Source organism: Bradyrhizobium brasilense, from assembly GCF_029714345.1.
Taxonomy (GTDB): domain Bacteria; phylum Pseudomonadota; class Alphaproteobacteria; order Rhizobiales; family Xanthobacteraceae; genus Bradyrhizobium; species Bradyrhizobium australafricanum.
The window spans coordinates 4979459-4997174 of sequence record NZ_CP121669.1 but is presented as its reverse complement, the minus strand read 5'-3'; the positions used below and the strand labels follow the sequence as shown (position 1 = coordinate 4997174).

The following is a 17716-nucleotide window of genomic DNA, read 5'->3' as shown; positions in this document are numbered from 1 at the left end:
CCAAGCCGATTGCGCTTTGCCGCGCCGGTCGCTACATCCCCCGGAACCTTTTTAGCCAACACCTGAAAGACCATGCGCGCGGAAATCGAACGCCTTGTTGAAGAGATCAAGCAGTCAGTCGGGCTGCTGAGGAGGCATCTTTGACGTCGAACAATCGACGGCACGCCTCGCTGAGCTGAACAAGCTCGCTGAAGACTCCAATCTCTGGAACGATCCCCAGAAGGCCCAGCGGCTGATGCAGGAGCGTACCTCATTGGAGGACGCGCTCTCGGGCATCGGCAAGGTCGAGCGCGAGCTCGAGGACAATATCGGCATGATCGAGCTCGGCGAGGCCGAGAACGATGAGGGCGTGGTCACTGAGGCCGAGAAGGCGCTCAAGGACCTCAAGAAGGAGGTCGCCCGGCGCGAGCTGGAGGCGCTGCTGTCGGGCGAGGCCGATAAGTTCGATTCCTATCTCGAAGTCCATGCCGGCGCCGGCGGCACTGAGAGCCAGGACTGGGCGCAGATGCTGCTGCGCATGTACACGCGCTGGGCGGAGAAGCACGGCTTCAAGATCGAGTTCCTCGAAGAGTCCCAGGGTGAAGAGGCCGGCATCAAGTCCGCCACCATCCAGATTTCCGGCCACAACGCCTATGGCTGGCTGAAGACCGAGGCCGGCGTGCATCGCCTGGTGCGCATCTCGCCGTTCGATTCCAACGCGCGGCGGCACACCTCGTTCTCGTCGGTGCAGATCTTCCCCGTGATCGACGACAGCATCAAGATCGAGATCAAGGAGTCCGATGTCCGCACCGATACCATGCGGTCGGGCGGCGCCGGCGGTCAGCACGTCAACAAGACCGAATCGGCGGTGCGCCTGACGCACATCCCGACCGGTATCGCGGTGGTCTGCCAGGCCGGCCGCTCCCAGCACAAGAACCGGGCGCAGGCTTGGGACATGCTGCGCGCGCGGCTCTATGAGATCGAGCTGAAGAAGCGCGAGGAGCAGGCTGCTGCCGATCAGGCCGCCAAGACCGATATCGGCTGGGGTCACCAGATCCGCTCCTACGTGCTGCAGCCCTATCAGATGGTGAAGGACCTGCGCACCGGCGTGCAGACCTCCGACACGTCGGGGGTGCTCGATGGCGACCTCGATGAATTCATGGCGGCGACCTTGGCGCAGCGTGCCTTCGGCACCGGGCCTGGCTCCGTCGAGGATGTGGATTAGCCCATGCCGCGCGTCGCTTTCATCGGATTGGGACGCATGGGCCATGGCATGGCCGGCCGTTACCTCGATGCCGGCTTTACGGTGGCGGTGTGGAATCGGAGCAAGGCCAAGGCCGCGGACCTGATCGCCCGCGGCGCGCTGTGGGCGACCTCGCCGGAGGATGCCGCGATCGACGCCGATGCTGTGGTGACCATGGTCGCCGACGACGAGGCCTCGCGCGCGGTCTGGCTGACCAGGGACGGCGCCGCCGCCAACATGAAAGCCGGCACGCTCGCGATCGAATGCTCCACGGTCTCGTACCAGCACACGGTCGAGATGGCGCGCGAACTGCAGAGCCGTGGCTTGGTCTACATCGATTGCCCGGTCACCGGCCTGCCGGAGGCGGCGGCGGCCGGCAAGCTGACGCTGCTGGTGGGCGCTGATCCCGCCGATCTCGAACGCGCGCAGCCTTATCTTGCGCCGATCGGCAGCACGATCCGCCATTTCGGCGCGGTTGGCACTGGCACTGTGTTCAAGTTGATCAACAACCTGATCGGCGCGGTGCAGATCGCAAGCCTCGCCGAGGGCGTGGCGATCGCCGAGCAGGCGGGCCTCGACATGCAATTGGTGGCCGAGGCGCTGGCGACCGGCGCGGTGGCGAGCCCGCAGGTGATCCGCCACTCCAAGCGGATGATCGACCGCAACTTCTCCGGCGCATCGTTCACCGCGGCGCTGCGCCACAAGGACGCCGATTACGCCGTGCGGCTCGCCGAGACCTTGCTGCCCGGCGTGCCAGTGAGCCGCGCCGCGCTCGCCGCCTACGACAAGGCGAAGGCCCATGCGCCCGACGCCGACGAGGGCCAGATGATCGAGATCGTGTCGCGGCCGAAATAGGCGGGGCCGCCATTCTCGGAAATCGGGTGGGAATATTCGCGGCGCCGCGCTAGTCACCTGTCCGACTGCAGGTGAGCGCCCGATATGCCTTCCGCCGACAACCGCATCGATCGTCGCGACTGGGGGCTGCTTGTCCTGCTGTCGGTACTCTGGGGCGGCTCGTTCTTCTTCAACGGCGTGATCCTGCGCGAATTGCCGCCGCTGACCCTGGTGCTGCTGCGCGTCGTGCTCGGCACGATCATCCTGCTGCCGCTGCTGCGGGCCGCCGGAATCGAATTCCCGCGCGGCCTGTCCGGCTGGGCGCCGTTCGTTGCGATGGGGCTGTTCAACAATGTGCTGCCGTTCGCGCTGATCGTGTTCGGGCAGACCTATATTCCGAGCGGGCTGGCCTCGATCCTCAATGCGACGACGCCGCTGTTCGCGGTAGTCGTGATGGCGGCGGCCGGCGAGGAGCGGCTGCAGGCGCGCCGCGTGGCGGGCGTCCTGGTCGGGCTGATCGGGGTTGCGATCCTGCATGGCGATGCGCTCGGCTTCGAGAGCCGGCAGGGCATCGGCATCCTGCTGTGCCTCGCGGGCCTTCAGCTACGGGATCGCGGCGCTGGTCGGGCGGCGGCTGCCGCAGCGGGTGCCGCCGCTGGGGACCGCGACGTTCCAGATGATGGCCTCGGCGGTGCTGATGGCGCCCATCGCCGCCGTCGTCGATCAGCCGTGGCTGCTGCCGATGCCCCACGCAACGACATGGCTCGCCGTGCTCGGGCTCGCGGCGTTGTCGACGGCGCTGGCCTATATCGTGTTCTTTCAGATCCTGCGGCGTTCCGGCGCGACCAATGTGATGCTGGTGACGCTGCTGATTCCGGTCACCGCGATGCTGCTCGGATATCTCGTGCTCGGCGAGCCGATCGCGCTGCGCGAGGTGATCGGCGCGCTGGTGATCGCGAGCGCGCTGCTCCTGATCGACGGCCGCGTGCTGGCCTGGTTCAGCCGCGCGCCTGCCTCCACGCCGCGTGCCATCCGCTGAAGCGTCCGCTGTCGCGCTCGCCGCCGTGCCAGGCGGCATAGGCGGTACCGTCGTCGGCGACCAGCACCACGGCATCTAGCCCCTTGGAGCGGCGCAGCGTGTCCATCGCCTGCGCCGGCGTCTGCGCGATCGGACCCGCGACATTGAACGAGGTGTTGACCGACATCTCGACGCCGATATGACGGCCGAGCGCCTTCAGATAGGCATGGGTGAGGGGATCGTCGGCCTCGCGCACGATCTGGATGCGGCCGGTGCCGTCCGCATGCACCACCGCCGGAATTTTCGCGCGCGCCTCGGGCTTCGAATGCGCCGTCAGCACCATGTAGTTATAGGCGTTGTAGTCGGCGTCGGAGGCGCCGTCTTCCAGCTCGAAATAATCGCGCGCAGCCTCTAGCGTCGCCATCGGCGCCAGCGGCCGGATCGCCTCGCGATACTTGACGCGCTCGTTGAGCCGCTCGCGCACCTCGGGATCGCAGGGATTGGCGAGGATCGAGCGATGGCCGAGCGCGCGCGGGCCGGTTTCGGCGGCGCCCTGATAGATCGCGATCACGCCGCCTTGCGCGACCATGGATGCCATCAGGTCGGCAACCGCGTCGCGCCCTTCTGACGTCGCGACGTTGCCGATCTCGGTCGAGGCGATGTCGTCGGCTTGCAGCGCCGCGGTGATGTCGGCGTTCGAGGGCGGCAGGCCGCAATAGAATGCGTGCGACAGCGGCGCGCCGCGCGGCGCGCCCGCCATATGCGCGAACAGCCAGGCGGCGCCGATCGGCACGCCGGGATCGCCGGGCACCGGCGGCACCCACATATGCAGCCGCGTTTTGCGCTGCTGCGCCCGCTCGAACCACGCCTCGTCGAAATGCTCGAGCAGACGCATGTTGCCGAGCGCGTTCAGCGCGACGCCCCCGGTCAGCACCAGGCGGTCGGTGCCGGTGGTGCGCAGGAGATGGTCGATGACATGGATCATCGCGTCCTCGAACACCAGTTGCGTCGCGGCCGCCTTGTCGACGCGGTCCTTGGTGTCGGGGCGGTGATTGATGTCCTCGACGCGCAGCACGGCGTCGGGATTCCAGAGCTGGTCGGGGCGCAGCGGCGGACCGAGAATGTCGATCAGCGGCTGATGATAGGGATTGTCGGCGGGATCGGCGTACCAATTGGCCATCGCGCGATTGAGCTGCACGCTGCCGTTGGGCCCGAGCTGCAGCACCGCCTTCAGGCGCTGATAATACGGATTGGTGGCGCGGTTCATGTCGCCCCAGGCGGCGGCGCCCATGTAGCGGCCCTCGCTGGAGAGCCAGGTCCAGCCGCCCTGGCTGGATGAGATCACGGTGTAGAAAGCACCGAGCGAGTCGAACAGGCTCTCGTTGCAATAGAGCTGCTTCATCTCGCCGTTCTCGGCGACATAGAGCGAGATCGAGCCGACGTCGCCGGTGCCGTCGAGCACCGCGATCGCGACACGCTCGCGCGTATCGGCGAACGGCGAGGCCGTGAAGGAGTACCAGGCGTGATTGTCGTGATGCGGCATGCAGATCAGCGGCAATTGCTTGTCGAGCCCGTACATCCGGCCGAGCCGGCGCGACAGCCGCCGCACCTGATCGAGCTGGCGCAGATTGATTGCCGGTGCAATCGGGGCGCGCAGCAGTTTGAGGCTGGCCGGCGCTTCCTCGAGCGAGGTGCGGATCAGCATCGCCAGCAGCGCCGGATAGTCCCATGTCGTGACGAAGGCGGCGATATCGCCGATGTCGCGGCCCATCCGCTGCAACACCTTGCGCATGTCGTCGAGTGCGTATTGCGGGAACTCGTTGGTGTGCTTGTTGCCGGAGAAGCGCTCTTCCTCGTTGTTGACGATCAGGCGCGGTCCGTCCTTCTGGGTGATCTCGACCAGCGCGACGCCGGTATTGTGCGTGCCGGGGCAGGCGAGGCCGGCGATGTAGACGGTCTCGCCGCGTTGCAGTTTTTCGCGGATCGAGGCGATCGTGCGCTGCGCGAACGCGCCATTGGCCTTGTGCAGGCCACGCTTCGCCAGCGCAGACTCGCTGAGGCGGCGCGTGATCTCATAGCCCGCGGCCGCAAGATGCGGATGCCGCGGACCGGTACGGATGTCCGGTTTACGCAATCAGAACGCCTCGACTCGTGATCCCCAGATCGACCTTCAATCATAAATAGCGCCAGGCAACAATGCCGTTTCGCCCAACGGAAAAACCCAACGCTTGCCAGCACATGCGTCTCTTGCGAGACTTGCCGCCAAAACCAACGACAAAAATCGGGAGAAAACGATGCCGGCTCGTTTCGGATATATTGGCGCAATCGCGGCGTTCGCAAGTGCCGCGCTGATCGCGACCTCGGCCACCGCGCAGAAGAAATACGATCCTGGCGCGAGTGATGGCGAAATCAAGATCGGCAACATCATGCCATACAGCGGCCCGGCGTCGTCCTATGGGGTGATCGGCAAGACCGAGGCCGCGTTCTTCAGGATGACCAACGAGCAGGGCGGCATCAACGGCCGCAAGATCAACTTCATCAGCTACGACGACGCCTATTCGCCGCCGAAGGCGATCGAGCAGGCACGCAAGCTGGTCGAGAGCGACGAGGTGCTGCTGATCTTCCAGCCGCTCGGCACGCCGTCCAATTCGGCAATCATGAAATACATGAATGCCAAGAAGGTGCCGCAATTGTTCGTCGCCTCCGGCGGCACCAAGTTCGGTGATCCCAAGAACTTTCCCTGGACGATGGGCTTCCAGCCCAACTACCAGAGCGAGGGCCGCATCTACGCAAAGTACATTCGCGACAAATTCCCTGATAGCAAGATCGCGGTGTTCTGGCAGAATGACGATGCCGGCAAGGATCAGTTCAAGGGCCTGAAGGATGGGCTCGGCGACAAGGTCGGCATGATCATCGCCGACAAGTCGTACGAGGTCTCCGATCCCTCGATCGATTCGCAGATCGTCGCGCTGCACGATTCCGGCGCCGACATCTTCTTCTCCTGGGCGGCGCCGAAGGGATCGGCGCAGGCGATCCGGAAAGTGGGCGAGCTCGGCTGGAAGCCGAAATTCTTCCTCGCCAACACCGCGACCTCGGTCGCCTCGGTGCTGAAGCCGGCCGGCCTCGAGTTCTCCAAGGGCATCATCTCGACCGCCTATCTGAAGGACCCGACCGATCCGACCTGGGACAAGGATCCGGCGGTGCAAAGCTGGCGCGCCTTCATGGACAAGTATTATCCCGACGGCGACAAGGCCAACGCCAACAACCTCTATGGCTATGTCCAGGCCGAGGCGATGATGCAGGTGCTGAAGCAATGCGGCGACAATCTCACGCGCGAGAACGTGATGAAGCAGGCCGCCAACCTGAAGAACTTCCACTCCGACCTGATGCTGCCGGGCGTTATGGTCAACACCTCCCCCGACGACTACTTCCCGATCGAGCAGATGCAGCTGATGCGCTTCAACGGCGATGCGTGGAAGCTGTTCGGTGACGTCATCACCGGCGAGGTCGGGCACGAAGCGTCGCGGTAGGCGATCGGTTGCTAGAAAGGCGTTGCTAGCGCCGCAAACACGACTGTCGTCCCGGCGAAAGCCGGGACCCATACGCCGCGGCGGACGTTGTTGAAGGGACTCGTCGTTCCAGCGTCGCGCAACAATCAGCATTTGGGGTTATGGGTCCCTGCTCCCGTGCGCAATTGCGCACTAGGCAGGGACGACACCGAATGTGCTGCGCGGCGTGAGTCACAAGTCTACGCCAAAATCTTCTCCAGCCGGCGGGCGCGGAGCGCGATGCCGCCAGCGACGCCGACGCCGATCACGTACATCCAGCCCTCGTGAAAATCGGACAGATGCGAATTGAGCAGCGAGCTTGTGATGTTCTGCACGACCACGGCGAGTCCGATCCAGCTCACGAGATCTCGGCCGGCGAACAGCCTGACGTGGCTGATCCACATCGCGTAGAGCAGCAGGATGCCGATCAGCCCCCACTGGACCCCGACATTGAGGGTTTGGTTGTGCGGGTTGTTGATCACCTCGGCCTCAAGACCGGCTTGTCCGACGGCATCCTGCGTGAACATGTGCCTGATCGAGCCGGTGCCGTGCCCGAGCCACGGTGCGCCGACGATGAACTTCACCGACTTCCGCCAATAGGTCAGGCGCTGCGCGGTCGAGGCGATGCCCGAGGTGTCGTGGGCGCGATACTCGATACTGACATCGGCGATGCGTTGGCGGAGGTAGGGGGACGTGGTCCAGACCGCAAGGCTGGTGACCGCGACGCCGGCGAACAGCAGCCGCGTGGCGCGCCGCGACAGATGCAGCGAGGCGAACAGGATCAACAGCACCGGCATGTAGACCAGCGCGGTCCGCGCCGAGACGACATAAAGCATGTTGGCGACGAACAGCAGCATCAGCGCGATGGCGCCGGCCGCGATGCGCCATTGCCGGGCCCGCAGCGCCGTCAATGCCGGCAGCGCCAGCGCGAACGCACAGAGCGCGAACTCCTGGCTCTGGTCGAGGTAGTTCTTGACCGGCACGCCGTCGGATGCGGTGTGCGCGAGCTTGAGCTGCGGCAGCGCCAGCACGATCCAGGACAGGATCATCAGCAGCGTGCACGACACCAGGAAGGCCGAGAACACCCAGAGCCCGCGCCGCGAGCGCTGGAAATAGCCGAGCAGGAACGGCAGCAGCAGCAGCTTGCTGAGCGGCTTGATGCCTTGCAGCCGTTCGGCCCAACTCGTCTCCGACCACGCTAGGCCGATCACCGCGAGTGCGACCAGCGCGATCGGCAACGCAAAGGCCGGTTGCGCGAGATCGAGAACGAACTGCTCCCAGTCGATGGTCGGGATCACGGCGACAAGCCACAGCAGCATGAAGACGGCGAGTGCCGTGGTCGACCAGGGTAGCGACGCCGCGGCCAGGGCGATCAGGGTATCGGTGGCGCGGACATAGGGGACTGAGCCGGACCAGGCGCGGACGCGATCGCGCCATCGTGCTGGCGGTTCGATTGCGAGACCAATGGCGTCGGAATCGGTGCTCATGACCGGTTACACGCCGTGCGCGGTTGCACCGTTGAAGGTCGCCATCGCGGCGGTGAGCGCCGCAGCAGCGGCCGCAACGTCCGGGGCAGCACGATGCGACAGCAGGTCGCGCGCCTGGGTGTGGTGGCCGAAGCGCTCGGCCAGCTCGGCCCGCCGCGCGCGGATCCGATCGCGCCATTGCTCCTGCTGCGCCAGCACGCGCCGCACCGAGGCGCAGATCGAGTCGGTCGAGAACGGATCGAAATAGTCGGCAAGCTCGCCCGCGACCTCGCGGAACACGGCAATATCGGAGCACAGCACGGGGGTGTTGGCCGCGAATGCCTCGATGATCGGGACGCCAAAGCCTTCGGCGAGGCTCGGCATGATCAAGCCGTGCGCGTCCGCGATCAGTGCCGCCTTCTCGTGCTCGTCGACATAGCCGGAGAAACGGACGTTCTTCGGCAGGTTGCGCGCCTGGTTGGCGCCGCCGGCATAGCCGATCACGACGAGATCGGCCTCCGGCAGCTTGCGGAAGGCGCGGATGACGGCCGCGAGGTTCTTGCGGGGCTCGTTCGAGACGATGACGACGAAGCTTGGCCGAGCCGGGACGGCGGTTGGCACCGGCGCAAGCGGCGCTTCCGCGACGTCGAAGCGGGTCCGCGGATAGACCACTCGCGCCGGAATATGCGCATATTGTGGGAGCAGGGCGCGGAAGCGGTTCATGCTGTAGTTCGAGACGAAGGCGAGCTCGTCAGCCTGATTCACGCTGGTGAAAAGGCGCGACAGGAACAGGCGTGTCGCGATGTCGTCCAGCTTGAGATCGGTGATCGGCAACAGGTCGTGCACGACGCAAATCACCTTTGCGCCCGGGCGGCGTTGGATCGCAACCCGGGTCGGGGTGTCGACGAGAATGACGTCATAGTCGCGCGCATCGACCCGCGGTGGCGGCAACCGGGTCAGGGCCGAGGTGTCCTGATAGCTGTAGAAGCCGGGCTCGAGCAGGAAATCGCCGAACAATTCGAGATGGCGCAAATCGGTCGGAATGTATTCGAGGCCCTCGGTCCGGTTCTCGATCAGCTTGACGCTGGTCGGCAGCAGATGAATCGAGCGCAGGAAGGCGATGATGAATTCGAGCGAGGTCGCCGCGTCGAGCTTGTGCTTGAACCAGTTGACGGTGCGGCGCAGGCCGCCGCGCATGATCGGCGAGTTCATGTCGGTTTCATCGAGGTAACGATAGAGCGCGAGCAGCTCGATCAGCCGGGAGTCCTCGGGCAGCAGGCGCGTGCGCTGCTGCCTGCGGCGCAGCTTCCGGTACCGGCGCGTGGTCTCCACGACGAGGGTCAGGGCATGTCCGTCGCCGGCCAGCGAGCGGATCAATTCACGGGTAAAATGGAAGATGCCGCGCTTGTGGTTGGGCTCGCCAAGCGCCTCGCTGACGACCAGGATCTTTGTCATGCGCTGATTTCTCTGAGCTCGAGGTGATGCGGGGCGGGCGCATCCAGCGCGACGGTGCTGGCGATGCGGCCGTGATCGAGATTGATGATGCTGTTGCAGGTCCGGCGCAGCAGGGCGTGGTCGTGCGAGGCGATGATCACGATCGCCGCGGTCTCGACCATCTTGCGCAGCCGCTGCTCGGCCTTGGCCGAGAAATTCTCGTCGACCACGCTGAGCCATTCGTCGAGCAGCAGGATATCGGCGGGAAACGCGGTCGCGGTCGCGAACAGCACGCGCATCAGCATGCCCGACGAGAACATGCGCAGCGGCAGCCGCTGCATGCGCTCCTCCAGTTCCGTGAACGCCCAGATCTCGTCCAGGATCGCCGGCGTCGGCTTGCGTCCCGAGATCCGCAACAGCAGGCTGATATTGTCGGCGGCGACGAAATCGAGATTGACGCCAGCGCCGAGGCCGAGCAGCGGCACGATGTTGCCTGATATCTCGACGCGGCCGCTGGTCGCCGGGAACACACCGGCGATCAGCCGCAGCAGAGTGGACTTGCCGGAGCCGTTCGGGCCGGCGAGGCCGATGCGGGCGCCGGCTTTCCCCTCGATCGAGATGCTGTCGATCGCGCGGATGGTCCGCATCTCGCTGGCCTGGCGGAACAGGCGGCCGAGCAGGCGGCGCTTCAGCGAGAAGTCGTAGGCGCCGTACAGCGGATAATCCAGGCAGACGTCGCGGAGGTGGATGCTTGCCATGCCCTAGATCCAGAATGCCGCTTTGCGCAGATGCGTCATGGTGACGATCGCGGCGACCGCGAGCGCGGCCAGGCACGCCAGCACATAGATCACGCTGGCCGTTGCGACATGACCAGTTGCCAGCGGGTCGCGCCAGATCGCGAACAGATGCGTCAGCGGATTGAGCCGCATCACAGTCGAGCCGCGATCGATCATCTCGGATGTCCAGATGATCGGCGAGGCCAGGAAGGCCAGCGTCAACGAGGACTCGATGATCGGCTTGATGTCGCGGTAACGCGTCGCCAGCGCGCCGAGCACGAGGCTCAACGCCAGCGTGCAGACCACGAACAGAGCGAGGCCGGGGAGGGCGGCGATGGCGCCGCCGACATCGCGCGGCGTCAGCGCGAGCCACAGGAGCAGCGGCACGACCGCGTTATGGGCGGCGAACAGCGCCTGCCGGAAGGTACATTGCAGCAGGAAGATCACCGGCGGCAGCGCGCGATCCTTGATCAGGCTGGCCGACCCCTGCAACGCGGTGGTGGCGTCGAGCACCACGCTGTTGAGGAAGGTCCAGGCAGTGAGGCTCGCCGCCAGCATCGGCAGCCGCGCCACTGCGCTGGCGTTGGAGAGATGGCCGATGACCGAGCCGAGCACGGCCACCATGATCGCCATCTGGATCGACATCCAGAAGGGTCCAAGGAGGGAGCGGACGTAGCGATGGCGCACGTCGGACCAGGCCAGTGTTGCCGCGATCTGGATCGCGCCGACGAAACCTGCCGTTCGGGGACGCCGGGCTGGGGCTGATGACCCCGCGTCCTTTGCGGTGGCCTCCTCGGTAACGACCTTGCGATACACCGTCTCGACTCCCTCCTTGAAGGCTGCGGTTGAGTATTTCGTCAGTGCGCGATGGCGCGCGGCCTGACCCATGCGGCGGCGCCGCTCGGGATCGTTGATCAGTGTCTCGATGGCGTCGGCAAGCGCGGCGGGATCGCCGGGCGGCACCGTGATGGCCTCGAGGCCGTCGCGGGCGACATGCGGAACGCCGGTGTCGAGCGCGGTGTTGACGACGGGCCGGCTTGCGGCCATCGCCTCGAGCTGCGCCAGCCCGAAGGTCTCCGCATTGGTCACCGACGGCATCACGAACACATCGGCGATGCGCATCAGCTTGACGCGCTCGCTCTCGGACACCGAGCCGAGCAGGCGGACGCGGTCCTGCAAACCGTAGTCGCGGATCAGTTGCTCGAGGTTGTCGCGCTCGCGGCCCTCGCCGACGATCCAGACCTCGAAATTGCGGGCATGGGCGGCGCGCACCAGCACGTCAAAACCCTTGTATGGCACCAGCCGTCCGCAGGCGAGCACGAGACGGCCGCGGGCGTTGACGTCGTCGGCCTGGGCGGCCGGCCGATCATATTTCGCGACATCGACGCCGAACGGAACGGCGTGGCACTTGTCGGAAAATTCCTGCAGCAGCGGCGTGGTTTCGATCAGCACCGGATCGGAGACGATGATCGCAGCGGCCCGGCGCAGCGTTCGCCGCATCATCGGCTCGACGAGGAAGCGCAAGGCCGCGTGCGAGACGATGTCGGCGTGCCAGTGCACGACCAGCGGGCGGGTGCGGCCGAGCCCGAATGCGAAGACGAGGTCGGCGAGCGGGAAGGGGGCGTGCAGCGCCAGCAGGTCGTGCTCGGCGATGCGGCGCCACAGCCGCCACGGATAGGTCGGCGCCGCCGGCAGCGACAGCACGTCGCCGAACGAGTGCACGCGCTCGACCGCAACGTCGTTGACCACGATCTTTTGCTCGCCGCCGGAGCGCGAGCAGACCAGCACGGCGGCGTTGAAGGTGTCCTTCAGTCCGGCGCAGATATCGCGGATCACCGTCAGCGTGCCGCCGAACAGGTCGGGATAGTAGACCTTGAAGATGTGGAGCACCGACGGACGCCGGGCCGGCTCGTTGACGACGATCATGGGCGGCTCGATCCGGATCATGCGACGAACAGGGCGACGATGAACGGCAGCGCCAGCGCGGCGGCGAACACCAGCGAGCGCAGCAGCGCCGGAAACACCGGCTCGATCGGGCCGCAAGGCGCCTGCGGCGTGAAACGGAGTGCGGTGGCGGCGAACCGACCGGGTTCCTGAAACGAACAGGATTCGCGGGACGAACGAAGAGCCATTGGGTCGGATTCCCTTTTGGATGAATTCTGGATACGTGGGAAAATTTCACACGTCAATGGCGGCGGACTAAAATGTGGGATTATGTCCCACGTATGGCGGTGGACAACTTTTTGCGGACGGCGGCGGAACGCATGACGGTGCGATCGCGCCGCGACGGCGCGGGGTGGGCGAGCAAATGCGCGAGTTGCTAGCGGAGCGTCAGACCGGCTCGGCGGCGCTGCGGTCGGCCGGTTGCCGGAGCTGGCGCCTGATCGCGGCGATGTCGAAATGAATCCGCTCGGGCAGCATTGCCGGGCGCTCCAGATCCTGCTCGATGACGACGCGCTTGCCGCCGTCGGAGGTCAGCGCAATCGAGATCGATTGTGCGCGTGGCTCGGCGCGGAGGCCCGCATGCGCGCGGCAGGCATATTCGCCGGCGCGCAGGCCGCCGAAGCCGAAGGCGAGCAGGCGGCCGTAGATGTAGAGCGCGAGCAGGTCGGTTTCGTCGAAGCGGCGCGGCGATCCGGGCGCAACGCCCGGCAAGCAGGGATAGCCGCCCGCCATCACCGTCGACACGAACTCCTCAAAGGGAACCTGGGCGATCCGGCAGGCTTCCGCGATCGCAAGGTCGAATCGGGCAGACGTCATGGAGCGGTCCGTGGCGATGGCGGCAGTGCCGGACTCCGTGACACCCGCTGGCGAGCGCGCGAACCTTGTCCGGAGGTGATTTTGTTTCCCATAAGTGGGAAAATGTCACACGTCAAGTGAGGTGGGATTGTGTCCCACGGCGCGGACGGCTAAAAGTTAGGCATGAATGCCAAGGCCCCGAAGTCGAAGGTGGGATCGTCCGCGCCGATCGCCGCAGCGAAGCTGCATGCGCCGCTGGCGCGGATGCTGCGCCCGCTGGTGCGGCTTTGCATCCGCGGCGGCATGACGTTTCCGGCGCTGACCCAGCTGCTGCGCGAGCTCTATGTCAACGTCGCCGAGCACGACTTCGCGCTCGAGGGCAAGGAGCAGACCGACAGCCGCGTCAGCCTGCTGACCGGCGTCCACCGCAAGGAGGTGGCGCGACTGCGCGGCGCCGGCACGCCGGTCAATGCGGTGCCGGCGACGCTGTCGCGCACCAGCGCGATCATCGCGCGCTGGCTGGCCGGGCCCGAGTTCACCGATGCCAAGGGCGATCCGCTGCCGCTGCCGCGCACCGCGGACGGAGGCGCGCCGTCGTTCGAGACGCTGGTCGAATCGATCACCAAGGATGTGCGGCCGCGCGCCGTGCTGGACGAATGGCTCGACCGCAAGCTCGTCACCATCAATGGCGACGACGAGATCATGCTGGTCGAGGAGGCCTTCGTGCCGCATGGCGACGACGACCGCAAATGGCACTATCTCGGCCGCAACCTGCATGATCACGTGGCGGCCGCCGAGATGAACGTGTCGTCGGCCGCGCCGCGCTTCCTCGAACGCGCGGTGCATTACGACGGCCTGTCGGCGAAGCTGGCGAAACGGCTCGAGGGCCGCTCGCGCGAGCTGGCGATGGAGGCGCTCAAGGTCGCCAACCGCGAGGCCAACCGCGCGCTCGCAAAAGACAAGGGCGGCGACTATCGCTGGAATTTCGGCATCTACATCTATCGCGAGGGGCCGGATGGTCCGGTCGATGACGATGCCGACGAAGGCGGTGCAGCGTGAAGCGCCCGCCGGTCATTTCGCGCCGCGCGCTGCTTGTCGGCTTCTGGCTTGCCGGAACGTCGCTCGCGGGCGCGCAGGTCAAGAAGCGTGGCAACGATCAGGGCATCGGCGGCACCGGCATCACCGGTTCCGATCAGGGCATCGGTGGCACCGGCATCGTCGGGGTGATCCAGCGGTTCGGCTCGATCTATGTCAATGGCGAGCGCGTCGCCTATGCACCAGACGTGCCGGTCAGAATCGACGGCGAGGCGGCGAGCGCCAAGGCGTTGCGAATCGGACAGCTCGCGCGCGTGGTGGCGCAGCGCGATGCCGGCGGCACGCTGTCGACCAAACGCATCGATGTGACCAGCGAGGTGACCGGGCCGGTCGAGCAAATGAAGCCGGGCGGCCTGACGGTGCTCGGCCAGACGGTCGCCTGGACCGGACGCGAGAGTTGGCTGAAGGTGGGCGCGCATGTCGCCGTGTTCGGGCTGCGCCGCATCGACGGCGTCGTCGTCGCAAGTCTGGTGCAGGAGCGCCACGCCGCCGCGGCGCGTGTCGCAGGGCCGCTCGAGCGCGACCGTGCCGGCGTCTTGCGGATCGGCGAACTCAAGCTCGCCGGCGTCGATGCGGCGCTGGCCGGTCAGCGCGTGCAGGCCGAGGGACACGTCGCACAAGGCGTGATGCAGGTGTCGCGCAGCCGGGCCGACGACTTCTCCGATCTCGCCGGCGCGAACCGGCTGCTGATCGAGGCCTATGTGCGGCGGGTCGGCAACGACCTGCAGCTCGGCTCCGGCTTTGTCGCGCGCGACCATTCGCGGTTTTCGCCGGCGGCCGATACGCGCGTCGTCGTCAACGCGCAGTTGTCGGGCTCGCGCGATCTGCGCGTCGAATCGGTGCAGTCGGTCGGCAAGTTCCCGGGCTCGTCGGTGAAGAGCCCGGGCACGCCTGGCCGTGGCTCCGGTGGCGGCGGACCCGGGCCGGGTCATGGACCGGGATCAGGATCGGGACTTGGCGGACCGGGCGGCCGCGGCGCGCCTGGTGGCGGCGGTCCGGGTGGCGGCCCCGGTGGGGCGCCGTCCGGCATGCCGGGCGGCAGCCCGCCAGGCGGCGGGCCTGCGCCTGATCCCCTGAGTGGTGGACCGACCGGCCCCGGTCTCGGTGGCTTCGGCCCCCCCGGCGGACCGTTCGGTCCCGGCGGCGGTGGTGGTCCGTTCGGGCCCGGCGGCGGATTCGGTGGCGGCGGACCGCCCGGCGGCATGGGCGGCGGCCGCCGCTGAAACCACAAACAAGATCGGCGCAAGCGAGACCGCTTGCGCCGATATTCAGATCGATCGTTGTTCGATTGAGTTAGCCCGCACTGAGCCGGACGCCGGCGCGGAGGAATTTCTGCGGATCGACCGCTTCGCCATCGATGCGGGTCTCGTAATGCAGATGCGGACCGGTGGAGCGGCCGGTCGAGCCGACCGCGCCGATCACCTGGCCGATCTTGACGTATTCACCGACCTTGACGCCGATCTCGGAGAGATGGCCGTAGCGGGTGGAGAGCCCGTTGCCGTGATCGACCTCGACCATGCGGCCATAGCCGCCGGCCCAGCCCGCCGACACCACCTTGCCGTTGGCGGTGACACGCACCGGATCGCCTTGCGCGGCGCGGAAGTCGAGGCCGGTATGCATTGCCGGCCGGCCGAGGAAGGGGTCGGAGCGCACGCCGAAGCCGCTGGTGAATTCGACTTCACCGACCACGGGCTTGCGGTAAGGCACCAGCGCCAGCGTCTGGTTCAGTCGCTGCATCTGTGCCCGGTTGATGTTGATGCGATAGAGCTGGCGTTCGAACGCGCCGGCGTCGGCAGAGAGTTTCACAGGGACAAAGGGCCCGCCCATGCCGGAGCGCGGCGTCGCCGCCTCGAGCTGCGCCATGTTGAGGCCGAGATCGGAGATCACGCCGCGCATCCGGCGCACCTTGGAATCGATGCTGTCCTCGACCGAGGCGAGCGCGGCAACCTGGCGCCGCTCGACCTGGTCAAGCGAGGTTTGCAGGCGGACCAGCACGTTGTCGACGCCCTGGGCCTTGGCGAACTGGTTCGGCTGCGTCTTGGCGATCAGCGGCGCGCGCGATTCCAGCCGCGCCTCGCGATCCGGCGGCGCCACGAAGATCACGGTGTCGCTGATCGGGGAGGGTTTCAGCGTGCCGGAAGACGGCGCCGCCTCGGCGCGGCCCTGCGGCTTGATCGATCCGGTGCTGGTGACGTCAGGCATCGCGCCAAGCGCGGTGGCGCGCGATTCCAGCGTCGACTGCCGCTTCATGATCTGGTCGAGCTTCTGGTCGAACTGCTCCTGATCGAGCAGCTGGCGGCTGGTGGTGCGGTCGACCTTGGCGCGCAGCTCCGAGATGCGGTCCTCATAGGCGTATTGCATCTCGGCCTGGCGCGCGATCAGCCGGGTCAGCACGTCGTCGCGGAACGCGAAATAGGTCGCGGTCGCCGCCGACCACATGCCGAGCAGCACCACGGTGCCGACGATGATCCAGAACACCACCGGCCCGAACCGGACCTGCTTGCCGGCATGGACCAGCGTATAGCCCTCGCCGGAGGCTGCCACCGCGGCAGGTGCGGGGTGATGGGCTGCCGGACGGCGCACCGGCGTCCGGCCATGGTCCTGCGAATGATGGTGTTTGTGGTGACCGGACCGGCTCGACATCGGTACTCCCGCGGCCGGTCGGACCAAACTCCGTACGGCTAATTTGCGGGGCCGATTTGAGCCCGTCATGGTTAATTTTCAGGAAACGGAACCCGTCCCGTCAGAGTGCCCGGGCAGCCTCCAATACCGCTTCGGCGTGGCCGTCGACCTTCACATGACGCCAGACCCGGGCGACCTTTCCACCGGAATCGACCAGAACCGTCGTGCGAATAATTCCCATGAAGGTCCTGCCATACATGGATTTTTCGCCCCAGGCGCCATAGGCTTCCAGCATCTCGTGGGCCGGATCGGAGACCAGCGGCACCGAAAGCTGGTGTTTGTTTCGAAATGACTCCTGCGCCTTAACCGTGTCGGCGGAAATGCCGACCACTTCGGTCCCTGCCGCTACGAACTCGCTTTTGAGCCGGGTGAAATCGATCGCCTCCCTGGTGCAGCCGGGGGTGTCGGCGCGGGGGTAGAAGAACAGGACCAGCTTCTTGCCGGCAAAATCCTTCAGCGAAACGCTGCCCCCGCCGTCGCGCGGCAGGTTGAAGCCAGGCGCCGTGGCGCCCTCGGCAAGTGTGACGGCGGACGAACTGGTCACGGTTGCGGCCGGCTCTCGCTTTAACGGTTTCGATGCCGCCTTGTGCGAGGCTTTGCTTCGAACACCCGCTGCGGTCGCCTTGGTCGTTTTCTTAGTTGTTTTCTTGGCCGCTGCCTTCTTCGCAACCGCTGTGCGGGTTTTCGTCGCGGACTTCCCAGTGCTTGCGCTTGCGGCGCGCGCAACCTTTGTTGCGACCCGCTTCCCGGTTGTGTTGGAGGATTTCTTGCGCGTTTTCTTGGACATACGCCTTCCTTTCGTCGCTTTCCGAAGCTCAACCATTGGGGTATTGCGGTCTTATTGGCGGCGGCCGGATTCGCACCGGCCGCTGGGCAAGTTTGATGGCCACGGAGTATGGTGA

The 17716-nt window shown here is 66.3% G+C and carries 14 protein-coding genes and 1 pseudogene; 6 read left to right on the top strand and 9 right to left on the bottom strand.

The features are described from left to right. The first annotated feature begins 72 nt into the window (after nucleotides 1–72). The 3 genes and pseudogenes from prfB to QA635_RS23520 all read left to right on the top strand — a co-directional run bounded on the left by prfB (nucleotide 73) and on the right by QA635_RS23520 (nucleotide 3095). Nucleotides 73–1204, top strand: a protein-coding gene (gene prfB / locus QA635_RS23530) for a peptide chain release factor 2 (protein ID WP_100213632.1) whose coding sequence is annotated in 2 segments (ribosomal slippage) — nucleotides 73–141 and nucleotides 143–1204 — 1131 coding nt in all. Because the reading frame shifts where the segments join, the coding sequence is not laid out codon by codon here. 3 nt (nucleotides 1205–1207) lie between these two features. Next, nucleotides 1208–2077: an NAD(P)-dependent oxidoreductase gene (locus QA635_RS23525; RefSeq protein WP_283061702.1), complete on the top strand. Its 870-nt coding sequence runs from the start codon at nucleotides 1208–1210 to the stop codon at nucleotides 2075–2077. Between the two features lie 84 nt (nucleotides 2078–2161). Next, nucleotides 2162–3095 (top strand): annotated as a pseudogene (locus tag QA635_RS23520) (DMT family transporter). Here QA635_RS23520 and QA635_RS23515 read toward each other — a convergent pair. Then, complete coding sequence (locus QA635_RS23515) at nucleotides 3055–5208, bottom strand: carbamoyltransferase C-terminal domain-containing protein (RefSeq protein WP_283061700.1); 2154 nt, start codon at nucleotides 5206–5208, stop codon at nucleotides 3055–3057. The pseudogene QA635_RS23520 and the gene QA635_RS23515 sit on opposite strands and share 41 nt — an antisense overlap. Before the next feature lie 160 nt (nucleotides 5209–5368). Between QA635_RS23515 and QA635_RS23510 the strand changes: the two genes are divergently transcribed. Beyond that, the gene (locus QA635_RS23510) at nucleotides 5369–6604 is read left to right on the top strand and encodes an ABC transporter substrate-binding protein (protein WP_283061699.1); all 1236 of its coding nucleotides are present in this window, start codon (nucleotides 5369–5371) and stop codon (nucleotides 6602–6604) included. Between the two features lie 218 nt (nucleotides 6605–6822). On the opposite strand, the gene QA635_RS23505 is transcribed toward QA635_RS23510, so the two are convergent. From QA635_RS23505 to QA635_RS23480, 6 genes are all read right to left on the bottom strand, one after another. Beyond that, nucleotides 6823–8109 carry an O-antigen ligase family protein gene (locus QA635_RS23505; RefSeq protein ID WP_283061697.1) on the bottom strand — a complete coding sequence of 429 codons (1287 nt, stop codon included), beginning with the start codon at nucleotides 8107–8109 and terminating at the stop codon, nucleotides 6823–6825. Between the two features lie 6 nt (nucleotides 8110–8115). Next, nucleotides 8116–9543 (bottom strand): glycosyltransferase family 4 protein, encoded by a 1428-nt coding sequence (locus QA635_RS23500; RefSeq protein ID WP_283061696.1) that lies wholly within the window; start codon nucleotides 9541–9543, stop codon nucleotides 8116–8118. Continuing rightward, nucleotides 9540–10280, bottom strand: coding sequence for an ABC transporter ATP-binding protein (locus QA635_RS23495; RefSeq protein WP_283061695.1), 741 nt, complete (start codon nucleotides 10278–10280; stop codon nucleotides 9540–9542). The genes QA635_RS23500 and QA635_RS23495 overlap by 4 nt, the downstream gene beginning before the upstream one ends. A 3-nt stretch (nucleotides 10281–10283) precedes the next feature. After that, on the bottom strand, nucleotides 10284–12224 hold the full coding sequence (locus QA635_RS23490) for a glycosyltransferase (RefSeq protein WP_283061694.1): 1941 nt from the start codon (nucleotides 12222–12224) through the stop codon (nucleotides 10284–10286). Nucleotides 12225–12241: 17 nt separating this feature from the next. After that, nucleotides 12242–12430: a hypothetical protein gene (locus QA635_RS23485; RefSeq protein WP_283061693.1), complete on the bottom strand. Its 189-nt coding sequence runs from the start codon at nucleotides 12428–12430 to the stop codon at nucleotides 12242–12244. Between the two features lie 199 nt (nucleotides 12431–12629). Then, nucleotides 12630–13058, bottom strand: coding sequence for a hypothetical protein (locus tag QA635_RS23480; RefSeq protein ID WP_283061692.1), 429 nt, complete (start codon nucleotides 13056–13058; stop codon nucleotides 12630–12632). 162 nt (nucleotides 13059–13220) lie between these two features. Here QA635_RS23480 and QA635_RS23475 point away from each other — a divergent pair, with 162 nt between their 5' ends. Further along, a complete protein-coding gene (locus QA635_RS23475) occupies nucleotides 13221–14096 on the top strand; it encodes a DUF6502 family protein (protein ID WP_283061690.1) in 876 nt (291 codons plus the stop codon). Next, complete coding sequence (locus QA635_RS23470; RefSeq protein ID WP_283061689.1) at nucleotides 14093–15355, top strand: DUF5666 domain-containing protein; 1263 nt, start codon at nucleotides 14093–14095, stop codon at nucleotides 15353–15355. Before QA635_RS23475 ends, QA635_RS23470 begins: the two co-directional genes overlap by 4 nt. Nucleotides 15356–15425: 70 nt before the next feature. Here the strand turns inward: QA635_RS23470 and QA635_RS23465 are convergent, their stop codons facing one another. Together QA635_RS23465 and QA635_RS23460 are read right to left on the bottom strand one after the other, a co-directional pair. Beyond that, nucleotides 15426–16775, bottom strand: a complete 1350-nt coding sequence (locus QA635_RS23465) for a M23 family metallopeptidase (RefSeq protein ID WP_283061688.1) — start codon at nucleotides 16773–16775, stop codon at nucleotides 15426–15428. A gap of 100 nt (nucleotides 16776–16875) precedes the next feature. Then, nucleotides 16876–17601: a peroxiredoxin gene (locus tag QA635_RS23460; RefSeq protein WP_283061687.1), complete on the bottom strand. Its 726-nt coding sequence runs from the start codon at nucleotides 17599–17601 to the stop codon at nucleotides 16876–16878. Nucleotides 17602–17716: the final 115 nt, after the last annotated feature.

Coding starts and splice junctions, on each gene's coding strand:
- QA635_RS23485 (WP_283061693.1), bottom strand. CDS start 12,430: ATGGCTCTTCGTTCGTCCCGCGAATCCTGTTCGTTTCAGGAACCCGGT.
- QA635_RS23465 (WP_283061688.1), bottom strand. CDS start 16,775: ATGTCGAGCCGGTCCGGTCACCACAAACACCATCATTCGCAGGACCAT.
- QA635_RS23500 (WP_283061696.1), bottom strand. CDS start 9,543: ATGACAAAGATCCTGGTCGTCAGCGAGGCGCTTGGCGAGCCCAACCAC.
- QA635_RS23525 (WP_283061702.1), top strand. CDS start 1,208: ATGCCGCGCGTCGCTTTCATCGGATTGGGACGCATGGGCCATGGCATG.
- QA635_RS23460 (WP_283061687.1), bottom strand. CDS start 17,601: ATGTCCAAGAAAACGCGCAAGAAATCCTCCAACACAACCGGGAAGCGG.
- QA635_RS23505 (WP_283061697.1), bottom strand. CDS start 8,109: ATGAGCACCGATTCCGACGCCATTGGTCTCGCAATCGAACCGCCAGCA.
- QA635_RS23480 (WP_283061692.1), bottom strand. CDS start 13,058: ATGACGTCTGCCCGATTCGACCTTGCGATCGCGGAAGCCTGCCGGATC.
- QA635_RS23510 (WP_283061699.1), top strand. CDS start 5,369: ATGCCGGCTCGTTTCGGATATATTGGCGCAATCGCGGCGTTCGCAAGT.
- QA635_RS23495 (WP_283061695.1), bottom strand. CDS start 10,280: ATGGCAAGCATCCACCTCCGCGACGTCTGCCTGGATTATCCGCTGTAC.
- QA635_RS23490 (WP_283061694.1), bottom strand. CDS start 12,224: ATGATCGTCGTCAACGAGCCGGCCCGGCGTCCGTCGGTGCTCCACATC.
- QA635_RS23475 (WP_283061690.1), top strand. CDS start 13,221: ATGAATGCCAAGGCCCCGAAGTCGAAGGTGGGATCGTCCGCGCCGATC.